This is a genomic window from Variovorax sp. WDL1 (assembly GCF_001541225.1).
Classification (GTDB): Bacteria; Pseudomonadota; Gammaproteobacteria; order Burkholderiales; family Burkholderiaceae_C; genus Variovorax.
Genome location: NZ_LMTS01000049.1, coordinates 1 through 7041, shown reverse-complemented (window position 1 = coordinate 7041; position 7041 = coordinate 1). Strand labels below are relative to the sequence as shown.

The window sequence follows — 7041 nt, the reverse complement described above, 5'->3', positions numbered from 1 at the left end:
ACCGGCTGGAGCTGCCCGGCGCCCGCCCCGGCGACGCCTACCGCTTCCGCCTGCCCGGTGGCCTCGGCGTGCCCGACCCGGCCTCGCGCTTCAACCCCGACGACGTGCATGGCGCGAGCCGCGTGGTCGATCCACGGGCCCATGCCTGGCAGCACGAAGACTGGCGCGGCCGCCCCTGGGAGGAAGCCGTTGTCTACGAGCTGCACGTCGGCACCTTCACCCCCGAGGGCACTTTCGCTGCGGCCGGGGCTCGCCTGCCCGCGCTGGCGCAGCTGGGCATCACCGCGATCGAGCTCATGCCGCTGGCCGACTTCCCCGGACGGCGCAACTGGGGCTACGACGGCGTGCTGCCTTTCGCGCCCGATGCGAGCTACGGCACGCCCGAGGGCCTCAAGGCGCTGGTCGACGCCGCCCACGGCCTCGGGCTGATGGTGCTGATCGACGTGGTCTACAACCACTTCGGCCCGGAGGGCAACTACCTGCACGCCTACTGCCCGGAGTTCTTCAACCCGAAGCACCAGACGCCCTGGGGCGCGGCCATCAACTACGACGGCGAGGGTGCGCGCACGGTGCGCGATTTCTTCATCCACAACGCGCTGTACTGGGTCGAGGAGTTCCGCTTCGACGGCCTGCGCATGGACGCGATCCACGCGATCCGCGACGACTCGCCGCTGCACATCGTCCACGAGATCTGCCAGGCGCTGCGAGCCGGCCCCGGCCAGGAGCGGCATGTGCACGTGGTGCTGGAGAACGATGCCAACCAGGCCTCTTTCCTCGCGCGCGACGCCCTCGGGTTGCCGTCTTGCGGCACCGCGCAGTGGAACGACGACCTGCACCATGCGGCCCACGTGCTGGCGACCAAAGAGACCGACGGCTACTACGCCGACTACGCCGACGATCCGGTGGCGCAGTTCGGCCGCGCACTGGCGCAAGGCTTCGTCTACCAGGGCCAGCCCTCGGCCTTCCGCGGCGGCGAGCGGCGCGGCGAGGACGCCAGCCGGCTGCCGCTGGCCGCCTTCGTCTCCTATCTGCAGACGCACGACCAGGTCGGCAACCGCGCCTTCGGCGAACGCATCCAGGCCATCGGCGACATCGCCCTGGTTCGCGCCGCCTGGACCTGCCTCGTGTTCTCGCCCCACGTGCCGATGCTGTTCATGGGCGAGGAGTTCGAGGCCTCCACGCCGTTCCAGTACTTCTGCGATTTCGGTCCCGAGCTGGCGGCCGCCGTCTCCCAGGGCCGGCGCGAGGAGTTCGGCCGCTTCGCGGCCTTCACCGACGAGGCGGCGCGCGCACGCATTCCCGATCCCAATGCCGAGTCCACCTTCCTCGCTTCCAAGCTGCGCTGGGAGGAGTGGGACGACCCCTTGCACGAAGCCTGGCGCGTCCAGTTGGGCGAGATGCTGGCACTGCGCCGCCAGCGGCTGGTGCCGTTGCTCGCAGGCCAGTGCGGCCCCGGACGCTTCCAGGCCGAGGGGGGCCTGCTGCGCGTTGCGTGGACGCTGGCCGACACGACCCGCGGCGAGGACGGCCCGCGCCTCAACCTCACGGCCCACTTCGGGGACGCGCCGGTCGACGGCATCGCGCCGCAGGCGGGCGAGACGCTCTATGCCAACGCTGTCGAGCGCGACGGCGGCGGCGCGCTGCGCCTGGCGCGTGGCGCCGTGCTGGTGACGCTGCAGGAGCCCGGCCTTGGCTGAAGCGGCGCACGACGGCGCAACGGAGGCGATCGCCCTGCTCTGCGCCCACTTCGGCATCGCACTCGACTACCACGACATCTGGGGCGCGCACCAGCCGGTGCCGCGCGAGACCCTGCTCGCGCTCCTGGCCGAGTTCGGCGTGCGGCTGCACGATGGCGCACAGGCCGATGCGCTGCTGGAAGCGGAGCGTCGCGCGAGCTGGTCGTGCGGCCTGCCGCCGGTGCGGGTGATCCGCGCGTCCAGCACCGATTGGGCGCTGCCCCTGCGCATGCCGGCCTCGATGGGGCGCCTGCGCTGGCAGCTGCGGGAGGAAGACGGAACGCAACAGCACGGCGAGATCGACACCGCCGCACTGCCGGAGACGGCCGCCGTCGAGATCGACGGCACGCGCTGGTGCGAGCGCCAGGTGCCGCTCGCCCGCGGCCTGCCGATGGGCTACCACCGGCTGCGCATCGAAGGTCTGGAGGGCGAGACCCTCCTCATCAGCGCGCCCGAGCGCTGCTGGCGCCCGGCAGCGCTGCGCGACGGCGGTCGGGTCTGGGGCCCGGCGGTGCAGCTCTATGCGCTGCGCTCGCGCCGCAACTGGGGCATCGGCGACTTCACCGACCTCGCGCAGCTCATCACGCAGATGGGGCCGCGCGGCGCCGACATCGTCGGTCTCAATCCGCTGCATGCGCTCTTCCCGCACAACCCGGCGCATGCGAGCCCCTACAGCCCGTCCTCGCGGCGCTGGCTCAACCTGCTCTACATCGATGTCGAGGCAGTGCCCGACTTCGCCGATTGCGAAGCCGCGCGCCGGCTGGTGGCCTCGCTCGAATTCCAGACCCGGCTCGCCTCGCTGCGCGAGCTGCCGCTGGTGGACTATGCCGGCGTCGCGCAGGCGAAGTTCGAGGTGCTCGAGCTGCTGTTCGCGCACTTCCGCGCCTGCCACCTGGCGCAGGATGGCCGCGATGCGCAGGACGACACGGGCTTCGCCTTCCTCGCCTTCGTTGCCGAAGGCGGCGAGCCATTGCGGCGGCATGCGCTGTTCGAGGCGCTGCAGGCGCACTTCCACGCGGCCGATGCGGCAATCTGGGGCTGGCCGCTCTGGCCCGAGGACCATCGCGACCCGGAGAGCCCCGCGGTCGAGGCCTTCGCGCGGCAGCACGCGCAGCGCGTGCAGTTCCACCAGTACCTGCAGTGGCTGGCCGCGGGCCAGCTGGCGCGGGCCAATGCGCACTGCAAGGCGCTTGGGCTGGGCATCGGCCTGTACCTCGACCTCGCAGTGTCCAGCGACCGCGGCGGCTCCGATGTCTGGAGCGAGGGCGCGCTGTTCGCCGCCGAGGCGAGCGTGGGCGCGCCGCCGGACGAGTTCAACCCCTCCGGCCAGGGCTGGGGCCTGCCGCCGCTGCGGCCCGATCGCCTGCGCGCCGAGGGCTACCGCTTCTTCATCGACACCCTGCGCGCGAACATGCGCCACGCCGGCGCCCTGCGCATCGACCATGTGATGGGCCTCATGCGCCTGTTCTGGATCCCCTCGGGCGGCACCGCGCGGGAGGGCGGCTATGTGCGCTACCCGCTGGACGAGATGCTGGCCATCGTTGCGCTCGAAAGCCAGCGCCATCGCTGCCTGGTGATCGGCGAGGACCTCGGCACCGTCCTGCCCGAGATGCGCGAGGCGCTCGCGCGCTTCGACATCCTGTCCTACCGGCTGCTCTTCTTCGAGCGCGAGGCGGATGGCGCCTTCAAGCCGGCCGCCGCCTACCCCGCGCAGGCCCTCGCCGCGGTGGGCACGCACGACCTGCCGACGCTGGCCGGCTGGTGGTGCGGGGAGGACCTGCGCCTGCGCCTGCAGCTCGGCCTGATTCCCGACGAGGCCCAGCTCGGGCAGCAACTGCTCGATCGGGCGCGCCAGCGCGTGCAGCTGCTGCTGGCGGTGCGGCATGCCGGCCTTCTGAGCGCCGAGGAGATCGCGCAGGCCATCAGCGAGTCCCGGCTCGCGCCGCGCACGGTCGAGGCCGTGCACGCCTTCCTGGCCGAGGCCCCCGCCTTGCTCATGATGGTCCAGCTCGAGGACGTGCTCGGCGTGGTCGAGCAGGCCAACATGCCCGGCACGACCCACGAGCAGCCCAATTGGCAGCGCAAGCTGCCGGCCGACCTGCATGCCCTGGCCGCCAGCGACGCAATGGATGCGCTCGGGCGCACGCTGGCCCGGCTGCGCCCGCGCGCCCGCGTGGCCGACGCCTCGCAGCGCGGCTCGATGCAGGCGCGCATCCCGCGCGCCACCTACCGGCTCCAGTTCCACAAGGGATTCCGCTTCGACGACGCGATCCGCGTGCTGCCCTATCTCGCCCGCCTGGGCATCAGCCATGTGTACTGCTCGCCGATCCAGCGCGCCCGCGCCGGCAGCATGCACGGCTACGACGTGGTGGCGCACGACCAGGTCAACCCCGAGCTCGGCGGGCGCGCTGGCTTCGAGCGCTTCTTAGCCGCGCTGCGCGTCCACGGCATGGGCCAGCTGCTGGACCTGGTGCCCAACCACATGGGCGTGATGGGGGCCGACAACGCGTGGTGGATGGACGTGCTGGAGAACGGTCCGGCCTCGCTCTACGCCCAGCACTTCGATATCGACTGGCAGCCGCTCAACCCGGAGCTCGCGGGCAAGGTGCTGGTGCCGGTGCTGGGCGACCACTACGGCGACGTGCTGATGAGCGGCGACCTGGTGCTGCGCTTCGAGGAAGGCAGCGGCAGCCTGGCGGTGTATTACTTCGAGCACCGCTTTCCGCTGGCGCCCGAGAGCTATCCGCGGGTGCTCGGCAGCGCGGCGGCGCTGCTCGACGAGGCGGCGCTCGCGGCTCAGCTGGCCGGCATCTCCTCCGCGTTCGGCCGGCTGCTGGGGCACGACGCGAGCGACGACCCGGCGCGTGCCGAGCAGGCGCGCGACAAGGAGCTGCTCAAGACCCAGCTGGCCCAGCTGGCGGCCCGCCAGCCGGCCGTTGTGCGCGCCATCACCGCGCGCGTGGCCGAGCTCAACCTGCCGAGCGCACGCGACGAGCTGCACGCGCTGATCGAGGTCCAGGCCTGGCGGCTCGCCTACTGGCGCGTAGCGGCGGACGACATCAACTACCGGCGCTTCTTCGACATCAACTCGCTGGCCGGGCTGCGCATGGAGCGCGAGGAGGTGTTCGAGGCGACGCAATCCTTCGCACTCGACCTCGCCGCCTCCGGCCAGGTCGACGGGCTGCGCATCGACCATCCGGACGGCCTCTACGATCCCACGCGCTATTTCCGGCAGCTGCAGGAAGGCTATGCCCGCCGCGCCGGCCTGGTGCTGGCCGAGCGCGATGCCGAGGGGCGCCCGGCGCGGCCTCTCTACGTGGTGGCCGAGAAGATCAAGGCCGAGGACGAGGAAGTGCCCGGGGACTGGCACGTGCATGGCACCACCGGCTATCGCTTCGCCAACGTCGCGAACGGCGTGCTCATCGACACGGAGGCTGCCGAGCGGTTCGAGAAGATCTGGCGCAACTTCACCGGCGTGCGCGACAGCTTCCAGGCCCTGGCGCGCGCCGGCAAGCGCGACATCATGCGCAGCGCGCTGGCCTCGGAGCTGACGGTGCTGTCCACCGAGTTGCTGCGCATCGCGCGCGCCGACCGGCGCACGCGCGACTACACCTTCAATGCGCTGCAGCGCGCGCTGGGCGAGATCGCGGCCTGCCTGCCGGTCTACCGCACCTACATCATCGAGGCGCCCTCTCAGCAGGACGAGCGCTTCGTCTCCTGGGCCACGCGCGAGGCGCGGCGCGGCAGCCGGGAGGCGGACGTCTCGATCTACGACTTCGTGCAGCAGACCCTGCTCGGGCGCGCCGTGCCCGATGCCGACGAGGCCTTGCAGCGCCGCGTGCTGCACCTGGCGATCCGCTTCCAGCAGTTCAGCGCGCCGGTCACGGCGAAGGGCGTGGAGGACACGGCCTTCTACCGCTACTTTCCGCTGAGCGCGCTCAACGAGGTGGGGGGCGAGCCGGCGCGCTTCGGCATGACGGTGGACCAGTTCCACGAGGCGAGCGCCGACCGCGCGCGCCACTGGCCGCACACCATGCTGGCCAGCTCCACCCACGACAACAAGCGATCCGAGGACGTGCGCTGCCGCATCGACGTGCTGTCGGAGATGCCGGGGACCTGGCGCCTGGCGCTGCGGCGCTGGCGTGCGCTGACGCGCGGGATCCGCCGGAAGCTGGAAGACGGGGGCGCGCCGCCCGGCGCCCCTTCGTCCACGGACGAATACCTGCTCTATCAGACCTTGCTCGGCACCTTGCCTGCCGGCGGCCTGGACGACAGCACCCGCGAGGTCTACACCGATCGCATCGTGCGCTACATGCAGAAGGCGGCGCGCGAGGCGAAGCTCCACACGCGCTGGACCAATCCCGACGAAGCCTACGAAGAGGCGCTGGAAGGCTTCGTGCGCGCGGTGCTGAGTCGCGAGGCCGACCCGCGCTTCGCCGACGACCTGCAGACGCTGGCCCGCACGCTGGCCTGGTTCGGGGCGCTCAACAGCCTCTCGCTCACGCTGCTGAAGTTCGGCTCGCCCGGCGTGCCGGATGTTTACCAGGGCAACGAGTTGATGGACCTGAGCCTGGTCGATCCGGACAACCGGCGGCCGGTGGACTACGCACTGCGCGTGCGCTGCCTGGACGAGCTCCAGGCGATGGCCCGGGCCGGCGACCTGCCGGCCCGCGTCGCCGCGCTGGTGCCTGCTGCCGCCGGCGATGGACGCGCCAAGCTCTGGGTTGGCTGGCGCATGCTGTCGCTGCGCCGCGAGCAGCCCGCACTGTTCCGCGAAGGCGACTACCGGGGGCTCAAGGTCGACGGCGCGAAGGCCGCGCACGTGGTGGCCTTCATGCGCCGGCATGAGGACCGGTTGCTGGTGCTGATCGCGGCGCGCCTGTTCAGCTCGCTCTGCGCCATGGGCGAGCCGCCGCTCGGCGAAAAATGGGAAGACACGACCGTGCGCCTGCCGGAGGTGCCCGAGGGCACGCGCTTCGAGAACGTGCTGACCGGCGAGACCTTCGTGGTGGATGACGGCGCGATCCGCATCTCTGCCGCCTTCGCCCATTTCCCGGGTGCGGCCTTGTGGGCGAAGCTCTGATGGCATCGGCGCTTCACCAGCTTGCACGCTCCGCGCCTGCACGAAACGACTACCACCGCACCCGCAGGCCGACGGAACCGTTGAGCTGCGACTTCACGCGCGTGTCGCCGCCCGAAGCCCACAGCTTGCCGACTTCGCCATAGACACTGGTCGATTCGCTCAGTGATAGCGTGAAGCCCGCGGCCAGCTCGGTCGAGGTGCCGCCCCTGCTGCTCGCGATGG

The 7041-nt window shown here is 71.5% G+C and carries 2 protein-coding genes; both read left to right on the top strand.

Annotation, left to right across the window (positions count from 1 at the left end; translation table 11 throughout):
- The coding region (gene treZ, locus APY03_RS07930) for a malto-oligosyltrehalose trehalohydrolase (protein ID WP_232324189.1) at positions 1–1697 on the top strand (1697 nt) is incomplete at its 5' end.
- Positions 1690–6819, top strand: coding sequence for a malto-oligosyltrehalose synthase (locus APY03_RS07925; RefSeq protein WP_174262788.1), 5130 nt, complete (start codon positions 1690–1692; stop codon positions 6817–6819). The genes treZ and APY03_RS07925, both read left to right, overlap by 8 nt.
- The last annotated feature ends 222 nt before the right edge of the window (positions 6820–7041 follow it).